Origin of the sequence: Lentzea flaviverrucosa, assembly GCF_003350445.1 — a bacterium.
Classification (GTDB): domain Bacteria; phylum Actinomycetota; class Actinomycetes; order Mycobacteriales; family Pseudonocardiaceae; genus Lentzea; species Lentzea californiensis.
The window spans coordinates 102,235-125,443 of record NZ_QQAU01000001.1 but is presented as its reverse complement, the minus strand read 5'-3'; the positions used below and the strand labels follow the sequence as shown (position 1 = coordinate 125,443).

Genomic DNA, 23,209 nt, shown 5'->3' with positions numbered 1-23,209 from the left:
GCCCGCGCAAGATGGGGAACGTCGGATGCGCTCACATGCCGTGCTCATCGGCTACAGCGCTCGCGGCCGTGTCGTCCTGAGCACGCTGTTCGCCGGAGGGCATGCGACGGACTTCACCATCGTCGACTCCGATCCCGAACGCGTCGTGCAGGCCGGAGTGGACGGTGTGCGCGCCGTGGCGGGTGAAGGCTGGCGCCTGGACGTGCTGTGGTCGGCAGGCGTGCAGGCGTCGGACCACATCGTCGTCGCCGTGACCGACGACGCTTTGGCTTTGCGCATCACCTCGGTCGTGCGCAGCCTGAACGAGGCCGCCACGATCACCACTCTGGTCCACAGCACACAACTGCAGGAGCTCATCGGGTACCTCGGCGCCGATCACGTCCTGGTCGCGGACCGGGTCGGCGAGTGGGCGCTGGAGATGGACAGCCTCGTGTGCGATCACTTGCCGGAGCTGGAGTGGTCGGTGCTGGAGCGTCCGGTGATGCAGGACGAGGTCGGCAGCTCGCCGCTCGAGTGCGGCAACGACGTGCTGGCCGTCGTGCGGGCAGGCCGACGGATCTGGGCGGAGGATCCTGAGGTCGGGGAGTTGCGCGGCGACGACAAGCTGGTCGTGCTGAGCAGCGGACCCGTCGGTGACTGACATCCCTCCAGCGTTTGCGGAACCGCCGAACACGTCGGGGCTCAGTGGCCGTTGAGCCTCCTCGTGCGAGAGGGTACTTCGTTGCCGGGGAGCAGCAGTTGCGGCGCTGCGTGTCGGCCCGCGTGAATGTCCTTCCAGGACGTTTGCCAGGCTGTGGTGATGCGCCGATTCCTCTTCGACTCCAGCGGTGTCCTCCGTCCAGTGGTTCTGGCCGGATTGTTCGTGGTGGTGCCAGTGGCGGTACTGGCTTTGGCCTCCTGGGGTGGTTGGGCGGGGTTGACCGTGATCGCTGTGATCTTCGCCGTGGGCCTGGTCCTCATCGTCCGCAGCGACCGTTGATCCAGGAACTGCTCGGCACACGCCATCATCGAAAGGACCTCGCAAGGTTGCACAGTGCAGGTTTCCGCCACAATGGGGAGGCGGACGCGAACCGGTCGTGGTGAGCGTCCGCGCCAAACTGCTCCGGGAGCACGGCTGTCCGCGATGGGGGATCCGGTGAGTTCGCGAACCGTGCTCATCGGTTACAGCGTCCGCGGTCGAGCCGTCGTCGCGGCGCTGCGTGAAAATGGCTACGCGAACGGCTTCATGGTGGTCGACTCGGATCCCGTGCGGGCCGAGCAAGCTGTGCTGGAAGGTGTGCCGGCGGTGGTCGGTCCCTGCTGGCGCTTGCGCACCTTGTGGCTGGCCGGCGCGCACACCGCCGATCATGTCGTTGTCGCGGTTCCGGACGACGACATGGCCGTGCAGGTCACGTCCGCCGTGCGTTCGCTCAACGAAACAGCCACCATCATCACCGTTGTTCGCAGCACTGAAGTTCACGAGCTGATCGAACACGCGGGCGCCGATCACGTTGTGGACGTCCGTCAGGTCTACGAGTGGGTACCCGGCGCGGCGCGGCCACAGGACCGCGGCGTCGAGTCTGCTGATCTCGAGTGGACCGTGACCGAACGCGCGGTGGCGCTGGACGAGATCGGTCGATCGCCACTCGGCTGTGGGCATCAGGTGCTCGCCGTCATGAGGCACGGCCAGCGGATCTGGGCGGAGGATCCGGCGGTGGCGGCGCTGCGTGATGACGACAGGCTGCTCGTGGTGAGCAGCAGGTCCGTCACCACGTGAGGTCGCAGTGACGGGTGGATCGACCGATGCGGGCGGCGGTGCTGCGCGGCATGCTGTGCACATGGCTGTTGATCCACGTGGTGCGGACTTGAAGCGACTGCTCGCCGAAGACCCAGGCGGGCCTGTGGTGATGCTGAACCTGCTGCGGTTCGCCGAAGGCGGTGCCGAATCCTACCAGGAGTACGCGCGTCATCTGCGCGAGACGTTCCTGCCCCGCTACGGCGGCGAGATCCTCTACGCCGGAGCCGGCTCCACCGTGCTGGTGGCCGAGGAAGGGCAGAGCTGGGACGCGGTGATCATCGTGCGCTACCCGGACCGGACCGCCTTCAGTCGCATGGTGGCCGACCCCGGCTACCAGGAGGTGACGGGGTTGCGCACGGGTGCGTTGACCGAGGCGGTGCTCCAGGCCACCATCCCCTGGAGCTGATCCGAGTCCATCCGAGAGTTCGGGCGGCGTGCTCGATCACCTGTTCGCTGCGTGAGTGAACTCAGATGCTCGGGCGCCGGACCCATTCCGTCGACGGGGAAGTCGTCCCGAGTCCCGGTACGGGTACAGTGCCGGCAGGTGTGCCGGGAAGCCTGGTCGGCGTCGTTCAACGACGTCTGGGCGCAGGAGCTTCCATGGACAAAGCGGTCGCAGGTACGGCAATCGGTCCGATGGTCATCGCAGCAGCGGACCAGCACGACCCTCATCCGGTCGTCCGAGACGACTTGGCAGCACGCATTCTTCCCACCTCCGGGCGTTTGGCCGCGGCCGCGGCTCGCTGGCGCCCGGTGCGGAGCGCACTCGTCGCGGCGACGGAGAAGAAGATCCCCGGCCTGTGGGCCGGCATGTTGTGCCGCAAGAGGTACATAGACGACCGGCTCGCTGCCACCGATGCCGAGGCGGTGGTCGTCCTGGGCGCCGGGTTCGACACACGCGGCTGCCGGCTCCGCCAGAAGCGGGTGTTCGAGGTCGACCTACCTGCCAACATCGAGAGCAAGCGCGGCCGGTTGCGTGCGATCTTCGGTGAGGTGCCGCCGAACCTCAGCCTCGTTCCGATCGACTTCGAAAGTCAGCGCCTCGATGAGGTGCTCGCCGAACACGGCTACGACGCCGGACTGCGGACGTTCTTCGTCTGGGAGGCGGTCACCCAGTACCTGACCGAAGAGGCTGTGCGTGCGGCGTTCGGCTTCCTCGCTCAAGCACCTACGGGCAGCGAGCTCGTTTTCACGTTCGTGCGCAGGGACTTCCTCGATGGCACCGCGCTGTTCGGCGGCGAGGCCGCGTACCGCGAGTTCGTCGTGAAGCGCAGGGTGTGGAAGTTCGGGCTCCTCCCCGAGGAGGTCGCCGGGTTCGTCGCGCCCTACGGGTGGGCCGAGGTCGAACAGCTGGGCCCATCTGAGTTCACCGAGCGCTACATCGCATCGTCAGGGCGTTCGTTGCCCGTGTCGGAGATCGAGCGCACGGTGCGGTGCGTCAAGGTCGCAGACCAGTGACGCCGGTGATCGACGCCCGTGGCCTGACGAAGCGCTACGGCGATGTCGCGGCAGTGGACGACGTCTCCCTGCACATCAACGCGGGCGAGATCTATGCGTTGCTCGGGCTCAACGGGGCGGGTAACCCGACTACGATCCGCGTGCTGCTCGGCATGGTGCGACCGACCAGCGGGCGGGAACGTTGTCGCTGGGCAACGCACAACGGCTCGGTCTGGCCAAGGCTCTGCTGCACCGGCCGGAGCTGCTGGTCCTCGACGAGCCCGCGAACGGCCTCGACCCGGCCGGCGTCGCGGAGATCCGTGACCTGCTGCACGAGTTGAGCCAGGAGCACGGTGTGAGCGTGGTGTTGTCGAGCCACATCCTGACCGAGGTCGCGCGGCTGGCAACCCGCATCGGCGTCATCCACTGCGGCCGGCTCGTTCGCGAACTCGACGCGCACGTACGTCGCCGGCTGAGCGTGTCGGCGCGTGACCGGGCCGCGGCTGAACGAGCCCTGGAAGGTGCAGGCTTCAGGCCGAGTAGACGGAGCCGGACAACCTGACCCTGACTGACGACGGAGCGCTCGAGCAACCTGACGCGGTCGCCACCGTGCTGGTGGAGGCGGGTTGTCCGCCGACCCGGCTCGTCGTGGAACAGGACGATCTCGAGACGTACTTCCTGCGGGTGGTGGAGTCGTGGTCAACGTACTGGCGACCGAGATCCTCAAGGCCGCCGATCCCGCGTCCCGTGGATCACCGCACTCGCGTTCACCGTCGCCGCGGCGGTGGGCGGGCTGTTCAGGTTCATCCTGCAGGACCCGGACCGGGCTCGTTCGCTCGGGCTGATCGGCACCAAGGCCGCACTGGTCGGCCGCGATGCCGACTGGCCGACGTACCTGGGTTTCCTCGCGCAGACGACGGCCGTCGGCGGGATGCTGGTGTTCGGCATGGTGTCGGTGTGGTTGTTCGGCCGCGAGTTCAGCCAGAACACCGTGAAGGATCTGCTGGCGTTGCCGAGTGCGCCGACCAGCGCGACCAGCAGGAGCGGAATCCGTCGATGATCCGGTGGGACGAGGTCGCGGTCCTCCAGCCAGGCGCGTTCGCCGTAGATGCCGCGAGCGGCCCAGCTAAGTGGTTCGTGAACCGGAGGAAATGCTCTCGGGTTGACGAACAGCCAGACGATGGCGGCCGCGACCGGCACGAGGCTCCACCACCCGATCCACACACTCCACGGTTTGGCGTGCCGCTGTCTTGGCGACGCGATCAGCCGCGTCTGTTGTGGATCCTCTCCAGCTCGTTCACGGCCGCGTCAACGCCGTTCTCGGCTCGTATCTGCTCACCCATCTCTTCTGCAGGCTTTCGCAGTGTCAGGGCTTGGGTGACCGCGTCGGCCAACGTGTCGGCGGCGAGCTTCTTGTACGGCAAGGGTTCTGGTGCGACGTCAACCGCGTGCATCCGCTGCGCCCAGTGTGGTTGGTCCGCGACGAACGGGCACACGACCTGCGGCACACCCGCGGCGAGTGCTGCCGCGGTCGTGCCTCCGCCGCCGTGGTGCACCACCGCGCGCACCTGACCGAACAGCCAGTCGTGCGGTACCTGGTCGATCACCAGGAGATCGTCCGACGAGTGCGCGGCGAGCCCGCCCCACCCGGTCGCGACGATCGCGCGCACTCCGGTCGCCCGCGCCGCCTCGGCGACGATGTCACCGGTGCGCTGCGCGTCGCGTCCCGCCATGCTGCCGAACCCGATGTAGACCGGTGCCGGTCCGGCATCCAGAAACGCCTGCAGGGTCGCGTCCGGCGACCAGCTCGCTTCACGCGGCAGGTACCAGAAGCCGGTGGTGCGAACCGAGTCCGGCCACGCGGGATCGACGGCCGTGACGAGGGAGCTGAACGCCTGCAGAACGTGGGTCCGACGGGGGCCCTGACCGCGTGGCAGGCCGAGGTCATGGGTGCGCCACGTGTTGACGATGCCGGAGTAGGCGCGCAGGGTCGCGGACACGATCAGGTAGGTCGCCCGGTTGAGGAACCGGGGCAGCCGGGGGAGTGGCACCATCGGGCATGGGAACGCCGGCGTCGGAACCCAGCCGGGTTGCAGCGCGGCGAGGACCGCGGGAACACCGAGCATCTCCGCCGCGTGTTGTGCGGGCACGCTCGGCGTGTGCACCACGAGATCCGCGCCGCTGGATCTCGCGACCACCCCGACGTCGCGCAACACGTCAGCCATCAACGGCTTGATGCGCCTGATGGTCGAGAGAGCGGTGATCTTGCCGCGGACGCCGCGATATCCGCCCTCGATCGCCTCCGCCATCAGCGGATCTTCCAGCAACCTGTTGGGGCCGTTGTCCAGCGGTGCGAACTCGACTTCCTGCGTCAACACGCTGGAAGCGAACGATTCCGGTGCGGCCAGCAGCGCCTCGTGGCCCGCCTTCTTGAGCGCCACCGCCAACGCCAGCAACGGTTGCACGTCTCCGCGTGTGCCGTGGGCGACCAGCAAGACCTTCACGGCCTCGTCCTCTCGTCGATGTCGGTGAATGCCGTGAGCCAGCGGTCGTCGGCGAACAGGCCGTGGGTCAACATCTCCAGGCCCGCACGGGCTCCGCGCACCGCCGTCGCGGTCTCGGCGGGGTCACCGCCCAGCAAGCGGCCCACCTGGTCGCCGAGCACCAGCGGAGCCAGCAGCCACGACACGTAGGTGACCGCGCGTGCCTTGGCGTCCGCCGAAGCGCGCACCCAGCCTTCCTGTTCGCCGGTCGCGAGCCACGCCTCGGTGCGTTCGACCATCTCGGCGAACAAAGCACCGGCCGCGGGCGTGTCATCGAGCAACGCCCTCGCCAAGTACCGCCGGACCGGTGTCGCCGCTTGCAAGATCTCGCCCAAGGCCTCGATGGACGCCTCGCCGCCGCTGCGGATCGAGTCGAGGACGTAGTCGTCGCAAGCCTGCCGCAGTCCTTCCTTGGAACCGAAGTGGTGCACGACCAGAGCCGGCGAGACCCCGGCTTGTGCGGCCACCGCGCGGACTGAGGTTCCGGCGATGCCGTCGGTGCCGAACCGGGCCAGTGCCGCGTCGCGGATGCGTGCTCGTGCCGTCAGATCAGAGGCTGAACGCATGTTCAGAGTATTGAACAGATGTTCAGTGCTTGTCGAGACCTGCCGGTTTGCTTTGAGTGGACCTTTGCGGCATCTTTGCGCGCGGTGCGCCGGGAAGTCTGGTCGGCAATGCCCATCACGAGACCGTGGTGGGTGTGGCTGACGTGGACGGAGTTCGTTGATGGCGCTGGTGCTCGCATTCGGCCTGGTCCTGCTGATCAGCGTCTCGCTGTCCGGTCTCGCCGCTCGCACGATCCTGTCGACCGCGTTGATGTTCCTGGTCGCCGGAGCGTTGATCGGGCAGGGTGGTCTCGGGCTCGTCGACATCCCGTCCAACAGTGCGTTCGTCACCGTTCTGGCTGATCTCGCGCTGTTCACGGTCTTGTTCACCGATGGCCAGCGCGCGGGTCTGCCCGACCTGAAACAAGGGTGGCAGCTCTCGGGCAGGGCATTGGGCCTGGCCATGCCGCTGACCATGGTCGGCATCGCCGTGCCGACGCACTTCCTCACCGGCCTGGACTGGACGACCTCGTTCCTGATCGGCGCGATCCTCTCGCCGACCGACCCGGTGTTCGCCTCCGCCATCGTCGGCCGCACCGACGTGCCGATGCGGTTGCGGCGCCTGCTCAACGTCGAGTCCGGGCTCAACGACGGTCTCGCGCTGCCGTTCGTGCTGATCTTCCTGGCCACCGCGGCGAACAGGGACACCGACTTCCTCACCATCGGCATCGAGCTGGCCGCGGGACTGGCGCTGGGCGTTGTCATTCCTGCGGTCGTGGTGCTGGCGTGGCGGCTGCGGATCTTCACCGCCGAACCTCGGTTGCAGGCGCTCGGCCCGCTGGCGATCGCGGTGATGCTGTACGCGACCTGCCACCTCACCCACGCCAACCCCTACCTCGCCGCGTTCGCCGCCGGATCGACCATCGCGACGCTGGACCGTGTCGCGGCAGAACACTTCGAGCACTTCGGCGACCTGCTGTCCGAGATCACCAAGTTCGCCGCCCTGCTCGTCTTCGGCGCGCTGATCACACCTGAGCGCATCTCGCACCTGAGCGTGGGGGACTGGGCGGTCGCGATCATCGCGATCCTGCTCGTGCGGCCGGCCGCGATGATGCTGTCGCTGCTGCGCACGCCGCTGCCCGCACGCGAACGGTCCGTCGCCGCCTGGTTCGGTCCCAAGGGCTTCGCGTCCGTGGTCTACGGGCTTCTCGTGCTGCAAGCGGGGATACCCGCCGGTGAGCACGTGTTCGACCTGGTCGCGATCACCATCGCGTTGTCGATCGTGCTGCACTCGTCGACGGACGTGCCGGTGGCGAAGGCGTTGAGCGTCGAACCGCCGGACGGACTGCCCACAGGGCAGCCTGAGCGGTCTGCTCGGGAGCAACCGTGATGGGGTCGCTGAACCCGACGCTGCTCTGGGCGGCGCTCGTGCTGCTGTCCTTCGCGGCGATCCCCCGCCGGTACTGGTACGTGCAGCTGCCCGCGGTCCTCGGATGGGTGCTGGTGTGGTTCGACGGCGAGTTCACCGGCCACTGGACGGATTCGCTCGGACTGGCCGTGACCGGCGTCAGCATGCTGTGGCTGTGGTTCGTCAAACCACCCGCGAACAAAGATCAGCGGGATCGTCGTGAGCCTTGACGAAGCCGCGGAAGCGGCGCTGCGCGAACGCTGGTCGCGCAGCCAGCGGCACATCACCATGTTCTCCGTGGTCCTGCCGGCGCTGCAGTTGCCGCTGTGCACGGTGATCGTTGTAATGGCCGGCGGTGGAAGCACCTGGCCGACTGCGGTTCCGCTGGTGCCCGTTGCCGTCGCGGCGGTGGCGCTGCGCCAGTGGGTGCGGCGCCAGGCCCCTCTTGATCCCCTGAAGTGGAGGTCCGCGGCGCTCCTCGCGGTGGGGGTGCAGCTGCTGTCCGTCGCCGTTCCCGCGTATGACATCGCCACGGGCCACACTCCCGACGCTCTCACCGGACCGGCCATCCTGATCTTCCTCAGCTGCGTGGTCGCGGCCGCGACCTGCGTGTCCGCTCACCGAGCCGGCCGGGCTCTCCTCACTCCTCTCGTCGCTGAGCTGGGATCTGCGGACCTGCGCCTGACACTCCCAGTGCGCGCCGCGGCCACCGGACCCGAACTCGTCTCGGCACGGATCGTCGTCGAGCGCGACCGTGTCGAGTGGACGGTGCGGCTGCACGTTCGCCGGCGCGGCGATCCACGGATCGACGTGTCGGTTCCGTTCCGGGAACTCCTGCAGGTCATGCCGGTAACGCTGCCCGGTGTCCCCGAACTGAGGCCGTGGACCGTCCTGCCCGGAGGGATCACGCTGCACGCGCAGGCCGGACCGGCGATCCTGGTGACGTCCACCCAGGACCAGTGGCTGCTACCCGTTCACGACGCGGACCTCGTCGCCGAGCTCATCCTCCGCCGCCAGACCCTGTGGTTGCAGGGAAGTCCCTAGTGCCGGCCTGACCGGTCCGCGCGCGGCTGATCTGCCTGGTGCACGTCCGGAATGCCGTCGTGGTCCGCGTCGCGGTTCTCTTCCTCGAAGATGCGCCGGTACACCCTGTTGCGCACGCGCAGGACCACTGTCGCTATCAACGCGGACAGAACGGAACCGAGCAGCACGGCCACCTTCGCGTTGCTGTAGCCCGCGCTGCCCTCGCCGAACGACAACTCGCTGACCAGAAGCGAGACGGTGAAGCCGATGCCGGCGAGGATCGACAGGCCGACCACGTCGATCCACGCCAGGTCGTCGTCCAGATCGGCCTTGGTGAACCGCGCGACCAGCCAGGTGGCCGCGGTGATGCCGATCGGCTTGCCCACCAGCAGACCGAGCACGATGCCGAGCGTCACGCTGTCCGTGAGCGAGGCGACGAAACCGCTCAGGCCTCCGATCGAGACGCCGGCGGCGAAGAACGCGAAGATCGGCACAGCGACACCCGTGGACAGAGGTTGCCACCGGTGCTGGAACATCTCGGCCAGACCGGGGCCCTCGCCTGATTTGCGGATCACCGGCACGGCGAACCCGAGCAGCACACCCGCGACAGTCGCGTGCACACCAGAAGCGTGCATCAGCGCCCAGGTCGCCACCGCCAGCGGGATCAGCAGCCACCACGACCGGACACGTCGCTGCACGAGCACCGTGAACAACGCCAGCGGGACGAACATCAGCAGCAACGGCAGCAGCGACAGGTCGTCGGTGTAGAACAGGGCGATGATCACGATCGCGATCAGGTCGTCGACGACGGCGAGGGTCAGCAGGAACGTCCGCAGCGCCGACGGGAGGCACCTGCCGATCACCGCGAGCACCGCCAGTGCGAACGCGATGTCGGTCGCGGTCGGGATGGCCCAGCCGGACAGCGAGGGACCGCCGCCGAGGTTGACCGCGATGTAGATCAACGCCGGTACGAGGACACCACCGAACGCCGCCGCGATCGGGACCGCGGCACGACGCGGATCGCGCAGGTCGCCCGCGACGAACTCGCGTTTGAGCTCCAGGCCCGCGACGAAGAAGAAGATCACCAGCAGGCCGTCGGAGGCCCATTCGGCGAGGCTGAGCCGCAGGTGCAGCGACTCGGGACCGATCTCGATCGAGCGCAAGGTCTCGTAGATCGACGCCCACGGCGAGTTCGCCCAGACCAGGCCGACAACCGCCGCGACCAGCATGATGACGCCGCCGACGGTCTCGAGGCGGAGCAGGTCGGCGATGCGCTTGGCCTCGGGCCAGGACGCGCGGCTGAACAGCCGGTTCTTCACGGGTTCCAAAGCTCACTCCGGGTGTCGTCGGCCGCATCGCCGACCAGACTTCCCGGCACACCATGCCGCTCATCGCGGCAACAGCCCGACCGTACCCCACGATCACGTCTTGAGCCGTGGTGACGTGATCGTGGCAGGAACGCGGGTCAGCCCGACGGCTCGTGGTTCCGGCGGGTGCGCCAGGTCTGGACGACTACGACCACCGGGCTGAACGCGGTCACGGCCGCACCGAGCGCGATCAGCACGATCGACGACAGCGACACGCCCGTGATGACCACCACCAGCCCGACCACGTAGATCAGCAGCAGGCCGATCAACTTCAGCACGCGCGGCGGCAACCGGTGATGCGGTGGCGGTGGCCTGACGAGTTTGGAGGCGAACTTGGGATCGTCCTCGGCAAGACGTCGCTCGATGGCGTCCAGTTCGCGCTGCTCGTCCTCTGGCAACCCCACCGTCACGCACCTCCCGAACTCGCCACCGACTGTCCGCGCCCTCTCAGCGACCCGCCAGTTCCGGGCGCAGCGCGTTCACCGGTGTGGCGGCGTCCGCGGCGTCCGACACCGCTTCGGCGGCTGCCTCGCTCGCCTGGGCGACGTCCTTCTCGGCCTGTGCGGTGGCGGCCTCGACGGCGTCGTCGGTCCTGGCGGCGGCCGACCGCGGCAGCGTCTCGGAGAACGCCTTCGAGACGTCGCGCAGCGCGGTGGTGACCTCGCTCGGAATCACCCAGAAGGTGTTGCCCTCGCCCTGCGCGAGCTGCGGCAGGACCTGGAGGTACTGGTAGGCGAGCAGCTTGGGGTCCGGATCGTTGCGGTGGATCGCCTGGAAGACCTGGTCGATCGCGCGGGACTGGCCCTCCGCCTCGAGGATGGTGGCGGCCCGGTGGCCTTCGGCGCGCAACACTGCGGCCTGTTTGTCGCCCTCGGCCGTGAGGATCTGGGACTGCCGCTGTCCTTCGGCGGTCAGGATCGCGGCCCGCTTGTCGCGCTCGGCGCGCATCTGCTTCTCCATCGCCTCCTTGATGCTCTGCGGCGGATCGATGGCCTTGATCTCCACGCGGTTGACCCGCAGCCCCCACTTGCCCGTCGCGTCGTCGAGGACGCCGCGCAGCTGGTTGTTGATCGTGTCGCGCGAGGTGAGGGTCTTCTCGAGGTCCATCGATCCCACGACGTTGCGCAGGGTGGTGACGGTGAGCTGTTCGACCGCCTGCAGGAAGCTGGCGATCTCGTAGGCGGCGGAACGGGGATCGGTGACCTGGAAGTACAGCACCGTGTCGATCTGCACGACCAGGTTGTCCTCGGTGATCACCGGCTGCGGCTGGAACGAGACCACCTGCTCGCGCAGGTCGATCGGCGGGTAGACGCGGTCGATGTAGGGGATGACGAAGTTGAGGCCGGGCGTGAGGGTGCGCTGGTAGCGACCTAGACGTTCGACGTTGCGGGCGCGGGCTTGCGGCACGATGCGCACGGCGCGCAGCACGGTGAACGCCGCGAAGATCGCGAGCACGAGTCCGGCGACGAGCAGGGTGGACATGGCTCACTCCCGTGGGTAGACGACGGCGGTGCTGCCGTCGATGTGCAGGACGTCGACTGTGGATCCGGCGGGGATGACGACGGACTCGTCGTACGGGCGGGCTGTCCAGTCCTCGCCCCGGATCCGCACGAGACCCTCGTGACCGTTGACCTCACGCAGCACGTAGCCGGACGAGCCCACCAACGCCTCGATGCCGAACCTTTCGATCCGGGGCTGGAGCATCATTCGCCGTGCCGCCGGTCTGGCTAGCACCACGCCGGCGGCGGACACGACGCTGAAGACCACGAGCTGACCGGGAACCGGCAGACCGATCGCCGCCGTGCCCGCCGTGACGAAGCCAGCCACCGCGAGCATGCCGAGGGCCGCGGTGAGCGTGAAGATCTCGGCGATGGCCAGCACCAGCGCGATGATCAGCCAGATGAGCCAGAGCTCCATGGTGCGACCCTCCCCGGGGTGGAGGTACGCCTCGAACGCACGACGTCTCCCCACCATCGTGGATCCGAATTCGTCCGGTCGACAGGCATCCGCCCGGCCAGTTGGACCACCGTTGTCTGCCGGTGCCCGGCAGTTACGGAGCCGGTCGCTGCCAGCCGAGCAGGCGCGCACCGAGCACCGCCACCTGGAGCGTGAACGCCTGGGCGGGATCGTCGGCGCGGTAGCCGGTCAGCTCGCGGACGCGGTCCAGGCGGTAGGTGACCGTGCGCACGCCGAGGCCGAGGGTCTTCGCGGTGGCGGTGGTGACCCGCCCGCAGGCGAAGTAGGCCTCCAGCGTGTCCAGCAGGCGTTCAGCCCCACCACGTGCCCCGCGCAACGGCTCGAGCACGGCGGTGACGAGTTCGCCGAGCGCTGCGCTGTCACGCAGGAGCACCTGGTAGACCAGGAGATCCGCTGCTTTGACGAACCGTTCGTCCAGATCGAGCCGTTCTGCGAGGTCGAGAGCGTTGCGCGCCTGCTCGAAGGAACGGACCGCGCCACCGGGACCGGACTGCGGCTGTCCCAGGCCGACCCGCCACGAGGAGTTCCGTCCTACGATCTCGCCGACCTGACGCGCGAACTCCTCGGGAGCGCCGGCGAGGTCGTGCGGGACTACACACACCAGAAGGCCTTCGCGCGCGGTCACGAGCACGTGACGCGAGCTGAACCGCAGGCTCATCGCCGCCTGAACGCTCGACGTCGCCGTGCCGGAGTCGAGGAAAGGCTGCGACGAGCACGCCGCCGCGACGACGTTCGTGCCGGCGAGCTGCAGCCCGTACCGCTCGGCGCGTTCCGCGAGCTGGCCGAGATCGCGTCCGGTGAGCAGGTCGTCGATGAACTCACGACGCAGCGATTCGTCCCTGCGCACGGTCCAGCGCTGGGTCTCCTCATATCCTTTGGCCAGTTCACCGACGGCGTCCTCAGCCGCCCGGAACACGGCTTCACCGGTTCGTTTCAGAGCATCGGTGTTCGTGGCGGCGTCCACCCCGGGCAAGGTCGCCCATGATCGCCACACCTCGGCGAGGTGTCCTTCGATCAGCTCGCGGAGCGGTACGCCGCGTTCCGCCGCGCCGGCACCGATGTTGTGCAGGTCGAGCCGTTCCTTGGCCGACAGCGTCCGTCCCGCGAGACTGATCTCGCGAAGCGCCTGGACGAACAGCGGCAGTGCCGCGGACGCGTCGTCCGGTGCCTTTCGGGCCGATCGCCTGCGTGGCAACGCGATCACACTCCTTTGTGGACGCTGAACTTCACGCGGCGATCCGCTCGGAGACCTGCTGTGCGAGAGCGGGCAGCTCCTCCTTCCTCTGTTCCGTGACGTACCGCGTGACCATGAGGTCCTGGACCTGCTCGCGGACGGCCTCCTGCGCATGGTCGATGCACGCCATGAGGTCTGCCGAGATGAGCTGAGGGCTCTTCGCGCGAATTCCGTCGGTCAACTCGATGCCGGTCGCGATCCCGTCCGCGTTCACCGTGACCGAGACTGATCCGTCCTCAGTGGACGAAGTCGCCTTCGCGGCGCCGAGCAGCCGAAGCATCTCGTGGTAACGAGCACGTTCCTGCTCGATCGCAGCCTCGGCGCGCTGCTCCCACCAGGCCTTCCGCTGGTGAAGCACCGCGCACACCGCAGCCGCGTCACGTGCGGGAACCCTCCATCGGCCGGAGGACGTGTGCAACACCAAGACGAGTGCGGTGTCGCCGCTCGCCATTGTGACGGTGACGGCGTGGAGGTTGCGGAAGGACACCCCAAGATCGAGTCGTCCGCTCTCCGCACGGCAGGTCCAGTCGACTCGATCGGTGCCGATGACGATGCGGGACAGGGAACTGCGGAACTCCAGCCGGAACGGAGTGGAGCCGAGCTCTGCCACCGGCGAGGCGAGCAAGGAACGGCACGCCCGCCGTGCGAGCGACCACGCCGAACCCGCGCTCAGAACGCCGAGCGCGAGCAACGCCTTCAACACCAACGCGGTTCCGGTCGCCGACCGCATGGCGATGCCGAATCCCGGTACCACACCGAGCACCACCTGACTGCTGGTCATCAGCTTCGTCGCCGGGAGCCACGAGGCGGGATCGGTGAGACCGTCGCGACGCAACCACGTCACGAGTGCGAAGGCCGACAGAGTGGCCACGACGACAGGAATCACCGCCCACGTCATCGTGGAGGCGTCCGGCAGGGGAAGCAGCGCGAACGCCAGGCAGATCAACCCGAGCAACGCGGGCAGACCCATCATCGAGACCAGGACCAGCACTCTGGCCGGGCGCCATCGCCCGGCCAGCGCGACAGCCACCTGCGGACTGTCGACCATCGGAATCATGCGGGGAACCACAACCACGACACACCTCACCCCTAGCGGTCCAGCGGCGTGAACGCCTTGCAAGACAAGAGAAGACGGACAGCTCGAGACCGAGTGCCCACCAAGCCGGACGAACGCGTGGATCAGCGTTCGGGCGGATGTCCCGTCCTGCCGGACCGCGGAAGGGGGAGAACAGCGGAGGATCGAATCCGGGGCATGACACCTCGAGTCGTGTATCCGCCGCCACCGTGTTGTGACGAACGGGCCGACCAGCCTTCCCGGCGCTCCGCCCATAAAGATGCCGTAAATGCGGGCCCAGCGCAAACCCCTGCTCGGCAGACCGTCAAGCCCTGGTCGCGGTTCCAGCAGGTCGGCGCACCGCCACGCCGATCCGGCGGAGGGCTTCACCTACGCCGCCGCCGACACCGTGATCAACCGCGGCGACGTGCTGGTCCTGGCCGGCCGGACCTCCGAGGTCGAACGCGTGGCAGACCTCACGTGAGCTTCTCAGGCCGGTGGGACTGCCAGGGGCGCAGCCGCGGCAGCCATCCCGGCACCGCGACGCGGTAGGCCGCGTACTGGTCGCTGAATTGGCGCAGGAGTGCGGGTTCCTCGTGCCAGCGCACCATCGTCACGAACGCCGCGCTCACCACAGCCGCATAGGCCAGCAGTACAAGCTGCCCGAACACCAGCGCCTGCTCGATGATCAGGGACAGCACAGCGAGGTACATGGGGTTGCGGACATGTCGGTAGAGCCCGCCCACCACAAGACGATCAGGAGGCGCGACGGGCGCGGGCGTGCCGACCCCTCCTCTGTCCGCCAGCGGGTCAGCAGCCACGGGATCAGCCCGGCCACGCCACCCGGCGCCAGCACGAAGAACGCGGCGGGGCCGAGTGCCGCCTTGCGTCTCTCCATGGCGTACACGCTTACTCGTTCTCGGCCACCGCGGGTAGCTCTACGGGCAGTCTTCGTCTTGTTGTTCACCTGGTCGGGCTACCACGTCGGTCACAAAACGCAGTCCTGTGTGCGCTGGGCGTGTCTGGAAGGGACGGAGCTGTTTCTGGTGCCGCACGATCGGCCGCATCTGCGCCTCCCACCAAGCCAACGCCTCGGCGGTACTGGTGAAGATGTCCAGCGCGTCACCCAGGAGTTCGGCGCCGCCGATCGCGAGCGACGCACTCTGACCACAGGGCCGGCCCGCGCACCACGCGGCATCGCCGACCAACGCGATCTGTCCCGACACCCACCGGTCCGCATGCACCTGAAAGCTCGCGCGCCGCGTCACGGGGCCGGCGTCCACTTGGGACAGCAGATCAGGTCCGAGCCAGGCGAGATCAGCGAAAGCCTTCTGCAGAGCAAGGGAAGCGTCGCCGCGCCAGGTGAACAGAGCTGCGGAGCCACCGCCGCTCAACGGATGAACACGGACCGATCGCCCCGAGAGATCCATCCGGACCGCACTCGCCGAGGCCGTTTCCAGACGGCTCGACAGCGACACCGTGGCTTGTCCGTGCTCGTGGCGTTCCCCGAAAACGGCACCGCGGACCGCGGAATCGACGCCGTCCGCGCCGACCACGAGGTCGAACCAGTCCTCGTCTCCGTCCGAGAAGGTGACAGTGACGCCGCAGTCGTCCTCGGTCAATCCCAGCACGTCGGCGCTCTTGCGCGCTTCGGCACCGCCGATCGCGCCGCGAAGCACGGTCACGACGTCGGCGCGGCGGAGCACGGGCGTCGCCGTGGACGGCTTCGAGTACAGCGCAAACGGAGTTCCCGCCACATCGACCACGACCGTGTCGCACCGCGGTTGGCTGTGTTCGATCAATGCCGGCATCAGCCCCAGCCTCGTGGCCGCGTCGTAGCCTGTGCCACGGAGCGCGCAGGGAAACCCCAGATCCTGAAACTCTGCGTTTCTTTCGAGGAGAACGATGTCCCAATCGCTGCGGTGCAAGCGCAGCGCGGTGGCCGATCCGGCGATGCCCGCGCCGACGACAAGAGCCCTTCTGGTGGGCATGACCGCTCCCTTCCGAACGGGGATACGTCACGCCGACCAGACTTCCCGGCACACCTGCGCACAGGGTAGTTCACGCCGACGGCGCGCAACAGCCGCTGAATGCGCGGCGACCACCTCGGACGCTCTGCTCCCCGGCCTGCCCAGCTCGGTCGTGCCTCCGCCGGACTCCTGACCGTCAGCACCTCGTAACATCTGTCGCCCGGCGGGGCGGGGCATCATCTCAACCAGCATCAGCCGACGGAAGGAAGTGGGATGTTCTCCATGCGCGCGGTCGTCGCCGCGTTCGCCATGACGTTCCTGGTGGGATGTGGCGCACAACCCGGCTTCGCCCCCGCCACGGCGCCCACGACCACTTCAGCGTCGTCTCCTGCCACCGCGTCGAGCGGACCGGTCGCCGAGGCGCCGGAACAGTTGCGGTTCACCGCCAAGACCCTGGACGGCGCCGAGATCTCCGGCGCGACCCTGGCCGGCAAGCCGGTGGTGCTGTGGTTCTGGGCGCCGTGGTGCCCCAAGTGCCAGCGCGAGGCCCCTGGCATGTCCAAGGCGGCCAAGGAACTCGGTTCCTCCGTGACGTTCGTCGGCGTGGCCGCGTTGGACCAGGTACCCGCCATGCAGGGTTTCGTGGACAGGTACGACCTCAAGTCGTTCCAGCACATCGCGGACACGGAAGCCGCGGTGTGGAAGCGGTTCGGCGTGACCGCTCAGCCCGCCTACGCCTTCGTCGACAAGGCGGGCAAGGTCGAGGTCGTCACCAGTCAGCTGTCCGAGCAGGACCTCCGCGACCGGCTGAACAAGCTCGCATGACGGAGACGCTGCTCGTGGCCGTGGTCGCCGGCATGGTGGCCACGGTCAACCCCTGCGGCTTCGCCATGTTGCCCGCCTACCTCACCCTCGTCGTCACCGGCTCGGCCGACCGCACGCGAGTGCAACTGCTGGCCCGCGCGATCGGCTCCAGTGCGCTGATGACACTGGGCTTCGTGACGGTGTTCGGACTGTTCGGCGTCGTGATCGCACCCGTGTTCGCCTCAGTGCAGCGCTATCTGCCGTTCGTCACCGTCGTGATCGGGGTGGCCCTGGTCGTGCTGGGCGCTCTGCTGCTGGCCGGGCGGGAGATCGCGCTGCTGGTCCTCAAGCCGCGCAAGGGCGCGCCGAACCAGACACTCGGATCGATGTTCGGCTACGGCATCGCCTACGCGATCGCTTCCCTGTCCTGCACCATCGGCCCCTTTCTCGCCGTGGCGGGAACTTCGCTGCGTGGCGGAGACGTCGGCGAAGGCGTCGCCGCGTTCGTCGCCTACGCCGCAGGCATGGGCCTCGTCGTGACCGCCCTCGCGCTGGCCACCGCGCTGGCCAGCACCGCCGTGACCACTCGCGCCCGCAACCTGCTCCCGCACATCTCCCGGGTCGGCGGCGCGCTGCTGGTTCTCGTCGGCCTGTACGTCACCTACTACGGCGTCTACGAACTTCGGCTGTTCCTCGGCGGCGCGGACCCCGCCGATCCCGTCGTCGACGCGGCCGGGGCCGTGCAGAACACCCTGGTCACCTGGCTCACCGCCATCGGGCCACTGCCGCCGCTGGTCGTGCTGGTGGCATTGCTCACCGGTGGTGCACTTCTGGTGCGCCACCGCAAGGCCCACAACCGGGAGACATGATCCTCACGACTCCAGGCAGGCGCGTCCCGGCCACTTCTCGAGCAGGAACGCGAGGCGTTCAGTCGAGCAGGTCGAGCTCGGTCTGCAGCGCCTCGGTGAGCACGAGCAGGTCGGGTACGTGTTCGGGATCGGCGACCACCGTGACGGTGAACGCGTCGCCGTAGGACAGGGCCGCGAACGCCACCGTCACGTTGCCGGTGGTGGCCGACAGCGGGATGAGGCCGACGACCTGCGCGCCGCCCAGGCAGATCGGATGATCAGGGCCGTGCACGTTGGTCACGACGGTGTGCACCACGTGTTGGTGGTTCATGAACCAGTCCGCGATCCCGAGGAACTTCAACGTCCGGAAGATGGGCGCGACCGACGTGGCTGATTTCTTGTGCGACCTGGTGATGGCGGCGATCCGCGTCAGACGTGACCGGGTGTCGCCGCCGGTCGGCAGCGCGACGGGCATCACACTGGTGCTGTTGCCGAGGTGAGTGGCTGTGGTCGAGCGGCGCGCCGACACGGGGATCGAGACGACCAGTTCGTCGACGTGGTCACCGCGACCGTTCAGCACCGTGCCCAATGCACCCGTGACGGCGGTGAGCAGAGCGTCGTTGACCGTGCCCCCGCAGCGGTGCGCGGCAGCATGCAACCTGGAGACGCTGGTCCGTGCCATGGTCTGCCGCCGCTGTGGTCCGGTGGGGTGGTTCAGCGAGCAGCGTGAACCGGATGACGGCCACCGCAGCCCGGAGAACGAGGCACGCCCAGGTAGTCCGAATCGGGCGGCCCAGGCGTCTTCTGCGAGTTGACGGCGGGAAGGCGCGGGAGCGGGGAAGGGCGTTGTCCCGACGTCAGGTGCCCCGTCGACCAGGTTCGCCAGCACGGCCAGGCCGCCGATGCCGTCGGACAGCACGTGGTGGAAAACCAGGATCAGAGCCGCCCTGCCCTCGGCCAGTCCGGTGACCAACGTTGCCGACCAGAGTGGAGACGAGCGGGGCAACGGACGAGTCACCAGCGAGGAGGCGATGCCCAGCAGTGCCGCGTCGTCACCAGGAGCAGGGCAGACCACCCGATGCACGTGCCTGGAGATGTCGAACCCTGCATCGTCGACCCAGACAGGGCGGCCACAGCCGAAGGGAGCTCGGATCAGACGCCGGCGCAGCCGCGGAACAGCGCGGACGCGGTCTGCGAGCAGGGCCTCGACGCCGCCAGGATCCCGTTCCAGCACCACCACGGCGCCGACCTGCATGCCGGAGGCCAGCGACACCAGGTCGTCGGAGCTCGTCCGGTCGATCATCAGAGGTACCACTCGGCCCGCTCTTTGATGCCGCGCAACATCTTCTGCTCCATCACCAGGCTTCCCGGCTCCATCACGAGCTGGTTGAACCACCTGAGGAGCGGTGAAGCGTCGGGAACGGCGATGCGGTTGCGGCTGATCAACCTGGTGCCGCCGGGGATCTCGTGCAGCACGAACGCCCAAACCCACCGGCCGTCGTCGGAGCGCAGCACCAGCGCGTGATCGACTTCGAGTACCTCCACCAGCAGCTTGGGGCCACCTTCCCCGACCGGCAGGACGTCACCGAGGTGCAGGTCCTGGAACTGCGGGAGGATCTCTTCGGCGCTGTGCATGTTCAGGCCGAACAGGTTCTCGATCCAGTCGTAGGTGTAGGCACCGCCACGCCCGCTGCCCATCTGCACCAGCCACGGCCAGATCCGGCCGGGAGGTGTCTCGACGGTGATCGCGCGGGTGGTCAGCAGGTCGGGGTGGAGCAGCAGATCATCGCCTGGCAACGTGGCCTGGGCCTCCTGTTCGGTCGCGCCCCAGGTCTGGCACCACTCGCGCCACAGCAGCGGATACGACGCCACCGCCGCGGCGGCGACGCCCACCGCCACTCCTGCGATTTTGGTTGTCTTCATGGCTCCTACGGTGCTTCAGCCTGTGCAGCTTGCTCAGGGTCGTAGGACCCGACCTGGCAAGGCCCTCGGCATTCACGTCGTCACGGCGCGGCGCAACCGCCACGCGCCCAACGTGAACAGCACGACCGCGAACCCCAGCAGCACACCCAGGTGCGGCAGCACCGAGAGGAGGTCGCCGCCGCGCCGGGTCAGCACTGCGAACGCGTCGTTGGCCCAGCCGTGCGGGGTGGCGAAGGCGACTGTCCGCAGGGCGGGGCTGAAGAACTCGATCGGCACCATGCACCCCCCGAAGGCGGCGAGGCCCAGCCCGAGCAGGATGCCCGCACCCGCGGACTGCTGCTGTGTCCGGCACATCGCCCCGAGGAGCAGTCCTGCTCCGCCGGACACCAGCGCGAACGCGCACACCAGTTCGGCCGCAGCGAGCGGGTCGCCCCACCGCACACCGAACAGCAACGCCGATCCGGCGACGACGATCAGGCCCTGCAGCAGTGCGATCGCCACCCGGCCGAGTGCCTCGCCCGCGATGATCGTCCGCGGGGGAGTCGGGGTGGCGAGCATCCGCCGTGTGACACCGAGTGTGCGGGTCTCCACCAGTGCGGCCGCCGCGGTGAGTGCGTTGAGGAAGGTGAACACGATCAGCTGGCTGGCCGCGCCGAGGTCGAACCCCGAGTAGCCCTCGGGGAACAGTGCCGCGCCGGTCGTCGTCGTGCTCACCTCGATCGGCTCCACCCGTGTCGAGTCCACGAGGGACAGTGCGGAGCCGCGGTCGAGTCCGGTGTGCGACGAGACGAAGTCGCCGACTGCGAGGCGGTTCGCTTCTCTTGTCAGCACTGTCGTGACGAGCGTCTGCACTTGCTGACCGGTCCGGTCGTGACGCACGAGCAGCCGTGGCGTCTCCTGCGCGGAACGGATGAGGCCGGCACTGACCTCGCCGTGTTCCACCGCTGCGCGCAGGTCGGCTTCGTTCGTGAAATCCCTCACCCGCAGTCCGGGTTCTGTGCTCAGCGCTCCGGCCTGGCCTAGGACGCCGAGCACCGGCGTGCTCGTTCCCCCGAACGCGATGCCGATGATGAACACCAGCATCAGAGGCAACGCCACGAGGAAGAAGAGCCCGGTGCGGTCACGTAGAGCGCGACGGAGGTTGATCCAGCCGATCGCCCAGATCTTCACTGGCGCACCGCCTTTCGGAACAGCAGCGCCGCTGCCGTGCAGGTGAGTGCGGCGAACACGGTCATGGCGGCGACCGAGGGCAGCACGGCGGCGACTTCGCCACCTGCCAGGTCGGCGAGGCCGCGCAGGAACCACCGGTGAGGTGCGATCAGGCTGAGGACCTCCAGGAAGCCTCCGGCTTGGCTGACCGGGAAGAACGCGCCGCCGAGCGAGCCGAGCACGATGGCGACGACGGCCTGCCAGCCACCTGCCTGGTCCGCGGTCTTCGCGATCGCCGCGACCACTGCCATCGCCCCGGTGGCGGCGAGCACACCGGAGATCACGAGCAGGGCGACACCTGCGGGGTTTCCCCAGCGCGCGCCCATGAACAACGAACTCGCCACGACCAGCACGGTCATGCTGAGCACGCCGATCACCACGCTCGTCAACAGCTTGCCCGCGAGGATCGACGATCTCCGCACCGGTGCGGCGAGCAGACGCGCCATCGTGCCGAGGCGACGCTCTTCCAGCAGACCGGTCACCCCGAGCTGCACCGCGAAGAACAGGAAGAACACCGCCATACCCGCGGCATAACCGGTTTTCGGGTCCAGCTGCCTCGTAGCCGTGGAGTCCTGTGCCAGGACGACACGCGGCAGGGAGGCCGCGGCTTCGGCGGCGAGTTCTGCCGGCGACACGGCGAGTCCTGAGTGGATGGTCGCGGAGACCGCTTGGCGTGCCGCGGTGAGCCGGTCCGCGTAGGCCTGCGCCAGGGACCGGGCGACCTGGGTGCCGGTCGGGGAGTCCACGTCACCGACGACCCCGATCCGGGCCGCCCGGCCCGCGATCACGTCCTCGGTCAGTCCCGCCGGCAGCAGGAACACGGCCGTGGCCTCACCGTTGTCCACCAACGCGCGGGCGTCCTGCTCGGACGACACCGGCCGGACCTCGATCACGCCCGAGGTTGAGGCGCCCCTCAGCACCTCGTCGGTGAACGTCGTGGCGATCACGCCGCGGTCGGAGTCCACGACGGCGTAGCGGAACAGTTCGCTGTCGCCGCCGACGTTGCCCAGGATGAGGGTGAAGATGCCGGCGAGCCCGAGCGGAAGGACGAAAGCGAGCACGTACGCCGTCCGGTCCCGCGCCCGCTCGCGCAGGTCTCGGGCGGCGATCAGCAGTGCGTGGCGCATGATCACTCCCGTAGCGCTTTGCCGGTGAGGTGCAGGAAGACCGTCTCCAGGTCTGGTTCGGTCACTTCGACGGACCGCACCACGACACCGTTGGACGAGATCGCGGACAGCACCACGGGCAGGCACTCGCGTGCGTCGTCGACCACGAGCTCGATGCCCTGCCCGTGCGCGGCCACCTGGCGGACGTGCTGAACGGCCCCGAGCACGGTGGCGGCACGGGAGAGATCTCCGTCCAGCTGCAACGAGATCCGGTCGTGCTCACCCAGGCGCTCGACGAGCTGGCGTTGCGTTCCTTCGGCGACCAGCCGGCCGGAGTCGATGATGCCGACGCGGTCGCAGAGCCGTTCCGCCTCCTCCATGTAGTGCGTCGTGTAGAGGACCGCCATGCCGTCCGCGGCGAGAGCCCGCACGTTGTCCATGATCTGGTTGCGGCTCTGCGGGTCGACCCCCGCCGTCGGCTCGTCGAGCACCAGCAACTTCGGCTCGTGCAACAGCCCGATCGCGACGTTGAGCCGGCGCTTCATGCCACCCGAGTACTCGCGTGCCAGATCGTCGGCGCGGTCGCTCAGGCCCACCACGTCGAGGACGTGGTCGACACGTGACCGCTTGGCGCCGTACAGGCTTGCGAAGAACCGCAGGTTCTCCCGTCCACTGAGGTCCGGGTACAGCGCCAGTTCCTGCGGGACGTAGCCGACGAGCCGTTTGGCGGCGATGGCACGTGTCGACATCGGCTGCCCGGCCACGAGTACCTCACCCGAGTCGGGCGCGAGAACGCCCGTGATCATCGAGATGGTGGTCGTCTTGCCTGCGCCGTTCGGGCCGAGCAGCCCGTAGGTCTCGCCTTCGGCGATCGTGAACGACACGTCGTCAACGGCCAGCACATCGCCGAACCGGCGGCTCAGGCCGGTGCACGAGAGAACCGTCATGTCCTGCACCTCCCCTCTCGGAAAACCTCACCAAGCG

28 protein-coding genes and 2 pseudogenes are annotated in these 23,209 nt (G+C 68.4%); 14 read left to right on the top strand and 16 right to left on the bottom strand.

Annotation, left to right across the window (positions count from 1 at the left end; genetic code table 11):
- Positions 1–25 precede the first annotated feature (25 nt).
- From DFR72_RS00695 to DFR72_RS46145, 8 genes and pseudogenes are all read left to right on the top strand, one after another.
- On the top strand, positions 26–640 hold the full coding sequence (locus DFR72_RS00695; protein WP_090072865.1) for an NAD(P)-binding protein: 615 nt from the start codon (positions 26–28) through the stop codon (positions 638–640).
- A gap of 126 nt (positions 641–766) precedes the next feature.
- Positions 767–979 (top strand): hypothetical protein, encoded by a 213-nt coding sequence (locus DFR72_RS00690; protein WP_090072869.1) that lies wholly within the window; start codon positions 767–769, stop codon positions 977–979.
- A 156-nt stretch (positions 980–1,135) separates the two neighbouring features.
- Positions 1,136–1,756 carry an NAD(P)-binding protein gene (locus DFR72_RS00685; RefSeq protein ID WP_170176069.1) on the top strand — a complete coding sequence of 207 codons (621 nt, stop codon included), beginning with the start codon at positions 1,136–1,138 and terminating at the stop codon, positions 1,754–1,756.
- 88 nt (positions 1,757–1,844) lie between these two features.
- Complete coding sequence (locus DFR72_RS00680) at positions 1,845–2,183, top strand: DUF1330 domain-containing protein (protein ID WP_245982386.1); 339 nt, start codon at positions 1,845–1,847, stop codon at positions 2,181–2,183.
- 194 nt (positions 2,184–2,377) lie between these two features.
- A complete protein-coding gene (locus tag DFR72_RS00675) occupies positions 2,378–3,235 on the top strand; it encodes an SAM-dependent methyltransferase (protein ID WP_090072874.1) in 858 nt (285 codons plus the stop codon).
- A pseudogene (locus DFR72_RS47820) lies at positions 3,211–3,357 on the top strand (hypothetical protein); the annotation flags it as partial. The gene DFR72_RS00675 and the pseudogene DFR72_RS47820, both read left to right, overlap by 25 nt.
- Before the next feature lie 59 nt (positions 3,358–3,416).
- Complete coding sequence (locus DFR72_RS46630) at positions 3,417–3,776, top strand: AAA family ATPase (RefSeq protein ID WP_245982385.1); 360 nt, start codon at positions 3,417–3,419, stop codon at positions 3,774–3,776.
- Between the two features lie 222 nt (positions 3,777–3,998).
- Positions 3,999–4,274, top strand: coding sequence for a hypothetical protein (locus tag DFR72_RS46145; RefSeq protein WP_090072875.1), 276 nt, complete (start codon positions 3,999–4,001; stop codon positions 4,272–4,274).
- 11 nt (positions 4,275–4,285) lie between these two features.
- Here the strand turns inward: DFR72_RS46145 and DFR72_RS47665 are convergent.
- The 3 genes and pseudogenes from DFR72_RS47665 to DFR72_RS00655 all read right to left on the bottom strand — a co-directional run.
- Positions 4,286–4,414 (bottom strand): annotated as a pseudogene (locus DFR72_RS47665) (DUF6653 family protein); the annotation flags it as partial.
- 62 nt (positions 4,415–4,476) lie between these two features.
- Positions 4,477–5,718, bottom strand: coding sequence for a glycosyltransferase (locus DFR72_RS00660; protein ID WP_090072877.1), 1,242 nt, complete (start codon positions 5,716–5,718; stop codon positions 4,477–4,479).
- Entirely contained in the window at positions 5,715–6,323 is a 609-nt protein-coding gene (locus DFR72_RS00655; RefSeq protein WP_090072879.1) for a TetR/AcrR family transcriptional regulator, read from the bottom strand. The genes DFR72_RS00660 and DFR72_RS00655 overlap by 4 nt, the downstream gene beginning before the upstream one ends.
- Before the next feature lie 160 nt (positions 6,324–6,483).
- Here DFR72_RS00655 and DFR72_RS00650 point away from each other — a divergent pair, with 160 nt between their 5' ends.
- The 3 genes from DFR72_RS00650 to DFR72_RS00640 are packed head-to-tail and all read left to right on the top strand — an operon-like array spanning position 6,484 to position 8,754.
- Positions 6,484–7,692, top strand: coding sequence for a cation:proton antiporter (locus DFR72_RS00650; RefSeq protein ID WP_090072882.1), 1,209 nt, complete (start codon positions 6,484–6,486; stop codon positions 7,690–7,692).
- Positions 7,689–7,940, top strand: coding sequence for a hypothetical protein (locus tag DFR72_RS00645; protein ID WP_143086996.1), 252 nt, complete (start codon positions 7,689–7,691; stop codon positions 7,938–7,940). Before DFR72_RS00650 ends, DFR72_RS00645 begins: the two co-directional genes overlap by 4 nt.
- Positions 7,930–8,754, top strand: a complete 825-nt coding sequence (locus DFR72_RS00640; protein WP_090072885.1) for a hypothetical protein — start codon at positions 7,930–7,932, stop codon at positions 8,752–8,754. Before DFR72_RS00645 ends, DFR72_RS00640 begins: the two co-directional genes overlap by 11 nt.
- Here the strand turns inward: DFR72_RS00640 and nhaA are convergent.
- From nhaA to DFR72_RS00610, 6 genes are all read right to left on the bottom strand, one after another.
- Positions 8,751–10,061: a Na+/H+ antiporter NhaA gene (gene nhaA / locus DFR72_RS00635; protein ID WP_090072888.1), complete on the bottom strand. Its 1,311-nt coding sequence runs from the start codon at positions 10,059–10,061 to the stop codon at positions 8,751–8,753. The two genes, DFR72_RS00640 and nhaA, sit on opposite strands and share 4 nt — an antisense overlap.
- 137 nt (positions 10,062–10,198) lie before the next feature.
- Positions 10,199–10,504 (bottom strand): DUF3040 domain-containing protein, encoded by a 306-nt coding sequence (locus DFR72_RS00630; RefSeq protein ID WP_090073102.1) that lies wholly within the window; start codon positions 10,502–10,504, stop codon positions 10,199–10,201.
- A gap of 43 nt (positions 10,505–10,547) precedes the next feature.
- The gene (locus DFR72_RS00625; protein ID WP_090072889.1) at positions 10,548–11,582 is read right to left on the bottom strand and encodes an SPFH domain-containing protein; all 1,035 of its coding nucleotides are present in this window, start codon (positions 11,580–11,582) and stop codon (positions 10,548–10,550) included.
- A gap of 3 nt (positions 11,583–11,585) precedes the next feature.
- Positions 11,586–12,017: an NfeD family protein gene (locus DFR72_RS00620; protein ID WP_090072891.1), complete on the bottom strand. Its 432-nt coding sequence runs from the start codon at positions 12,015–12,017 to the stop codon at positions 11,586–11,588.
- A gap of 133 nt (positions 12,018–12,150) precedes the next feature.
- Complete coding sequence (locus DFR72_RS00615) at positions 12,151–13,272, bottom strand: PucR family transcriptional regulator (protein WP_170176068.1); 1,122 nt, start codon at positions 13,270–13,272, stop codon at positions 12,151–12,153.
- Positions 13,273–13,303: 31 nt separating this feature from the next.
- Positions 13,304–14,368, bottom strand: coding sequence for a YbaB/EbfC family nucleoid-associated protein (locus DFR72_RS00610; protein WP_170176067.1), 1,065 nt, complete (start codon positions 14,366–14,368; stop codon positions 13,304–13,306).
- Positions 14,369–14,654: 286 nt separating this feature from the next.
- Between DFR72_RS00610 and DFR72_RS46140 the strand changes: the two genes are divergently transcribed.
- On the top strand, positions 14,655–14,849 hold the full coding sequence (locus DFR72_RS46140; protein ID WP_090072896.1) for a hypothetical protein: 195 nt from the start codon (positions 14,655–14,657) through the stop codon (positions 14,847–14,849).
- Here DFR72_RS46140 and DFR72_RS00600 read toward each other — a convergent pair.
- Together DFR72_RS00600 and DFR72_RS00595 are read right to left on the bottom strand one after the other, a co-directional pair.
- Positions 14,842–15,186, bottom strand: a complete 345-nt coding sequence (locus DFR72_RS00600) for a methyltransferase family protein (RefSeq protein ID WP_211335249.1) — start codon at positions 15,184–15,186, stop codon at positions 14,842–14,844. The genes DFR72_RS46140 and DFR72_RS00600 overlap by 8 nt on opposite strands.
- Before the next feature lie 117 nt (positions 15,187–15,303).
- A complete protein-coding gene (locus tag DFR72_RS00595) occupies positions 15,304–16,356 on the bottom strand; it encodes an FAD-dependent oxidoreductase (protein WP_090072898.1) in 1,053 nt (350 codons plus the stop codon).
- Positions 16,357–16,608: 252 nt separating this feature from the next.
- On the opposite strand from DFR72_RS00595, the gene DFR72_RS00590 reads away from it, so the two are divergent.
- Positions 16,609–17,160, top strand: coding sequence for a redoxin domain-containing protein (locus DFR72_RS00590; protein ID WP_245982384.1), 552 nt, complete (start codon positions 16,609–16,611; stop codon positions 17,158–17,160).
- A complete protein-coding gene (locus tag DFR72_RS00585) occupies positions 17,157–18,008 on the top strand; it encodes a cytochrome c biogenesis CcdA family protein (RefSeq protein WP_090072901.1) in 852 nt (283 codons plus the stop codon). The genes DFR72_RS00590 and DFR72_RS00585 overlap by 4 nt, the downstream gene beginning before the upstream one ends.
- 58 nt (positions 18,009–18,066) lie before the next feature.
- Here DFR72_RS00585 and DFR72_RS00580 read toward each other — a convergent pair whose 3' ends face one another.
- The 5 genes from DFR72_RS00580 to DFR72_RS00560 all read right to left on the bottom strand — a co-directional run bounded on the left by DFR72_RS00580 (position 18,067) and on the right by DFR72_RS00560 (position 23,172).
- Positions 18,067–19,290 (bottom strand): wax ester/triacylglycerol synthase domain-containing protein, encoded by a 1,224-nt coding sequence (locus DFR72_RS00580; protein WP_090072903.1) that lies wholly within the window; start codon positions 19,288–19,290, stop codon positions 18,067–18,069.
- Entirely contained in the window at positions 19,290–19,910 is a 621-nt protein-coding gene (locus tag DFR72_RS00575) for a hypothetical protein (RefSeq protein ID WP_090072905.1), read from the bottom strand. The genes DFR72_RS00580 and DFR72_RS00575 overlap by 1 nt, the downstream gene beginning before the upstream one ends.
- 72 nt (positions 19,911–19,982) lie before the next feature.
- Complete coding sequence (locus DFR72_RS00570; protein WP_170176066.1) at positions 19,983–21,080, bottom strand: ABC transporter permease; 1,098 nt, start codon at positions 21,078–21,080, stop codon at positions 19,983–19,985.
- The gene (locus tag DFR72_RS00565; protein ID WP_090072909.1) at positions 21,077–22,246 is read right to left on the bottom strand and encodes an ABC transporter permease; all 1,170 of its coding nucleotides are present in this window, start codon (positions 22,244–22,246) and stop codon (positions 21,077–21,079) included. Before DFR72_RS00565 ends, DFR72_RS00570 begins: the two co-directional genes overlap by 4 nt.
- A gap of 2 nt (positions 22,247–22,248) precedes the next feature.
- The gene (locus tag DFR72_RS00560) at positions 22,249–23,172 is read right to left on the bottom strand and encodes an ABC transporter ATP-binding protein (RefSeq protein WP_090073106.1); all 924 of its coding nucleotides are present in this window, start codon (positions 23,170–23,172) and stop codon (positions 22,249–22,251) included.
- Between the last annotated feature and the right edge of the window lie 37 nt (positions 23,173–23,209).